At 53.4% G+C, this 1,009-nt stretch carries 1 protein-coding gene; it reads right to left on the bottom strand.

What is annotated here, in order from left to right; genetic code table 11:
* Positions 1-845, bottom strand: an 845-nt coding sequence (locus tag D6783_06025; protein RME52039.1) for a DUF932 domain-containing protein, incomplete at its 3' end; no start/stop codon positions are given.
* Positions 846-1,009: the final 164 nt, after the last annotated feature.

The raw sequence follows: 1,009 nt of genomic DNA, 5'->3' as shown, positions 1-1,009 counted from the left end.
CCACGGCGCACAAGCTCAGAGGCCGAAACGGCTTCCACAGCCCGCTTGAACTTAGGCGGGGCGATAAGCTTGCGCAAGCGCTTCTCGTCAATTGCGGCTTCATACAAGGCTTTCAGCGCCCCTTTCGTCAGGTTTTGGGCCGAGTTATAACTGTTCCGCTCCAAAACGTGAGTGGAAAACGCAGTGACAGCGTTGTAAACGTTGTAAAGGTTCGGGGTAGCGTCATACTCCGGCCGGTTGTTCCAAACATCCGCAATCTGCCGGGCAACGCGGCTGGACAGAAGCGGGGTGGCGGCAAGGTTGCTCAGGATGTTATTCCCCTGCTGCTCAGAGACCGGCACGCTGGCAAGCAAGTCAAACTTGGCAGCTTCATCCCGGAATCCGGCAACGGCCTTCTGAAGAGCCTCTGCGATACCATCCAAGCTCAGATTCTCGCCCTTGTGACGGCGGGAGAAGCTGAATTCCTTCGAAAGCGCAATCATGCCGTTGGAACACACCTTGCGCAAAAAGCCAAGCGCAAAGCCGGCGGCAACGGAACCGTCAAAGGAGTTTTTGAGCACCAAGCGCATGCCCAACTCATCCCCAACCTTGGCAAGCTTGAAATCCTTCTGTTCGCCAAAGTCAAAGCGCACGTTGACGTATGAACCGCCATTGGTCACGAAGGTTTCCTGCCGATAGTCTCCCATGTCGTGAGAGTCAAACACGTCCCGGACAGCGTTGACCAAGTCAGAGTTTTGCACGAGTGCGTATTGGTTGGACAGGCCAGTCGCCAACACGCGGTTATTGTCAGTCCGGATGGCGGCAAAGTCGCCGGTAGGAATTTCCCGGTCTCCCATGCGAACCATGGTGGGGAACAATTCAACAGGGTAGTCGTAATTCGATTCAGTAGCGTAGGTAGCAGTCTTAGGCATTGTCTTGTCTTTCTGTTAAGGGTTTCGACTTTTGGTTTAACCGATACCCAAATAAACCACACAAGCCCCAAACACGCAACAACTTTTTTAATTTTTTT

The sequence above is a fragment of the Candidatus Woesearchaeota archaeon genome, assembly GCA_003694805.1.
Classification (GTDB): domain Archaea; phylum Nanobdellota; class Nanobdellia; order Woesearchaeales; family J110; genus J110.
Note: the sequence above shows the minus strand (reverse complement) of the source record. Positions and strands in the feature narration are given on the sequence as shown.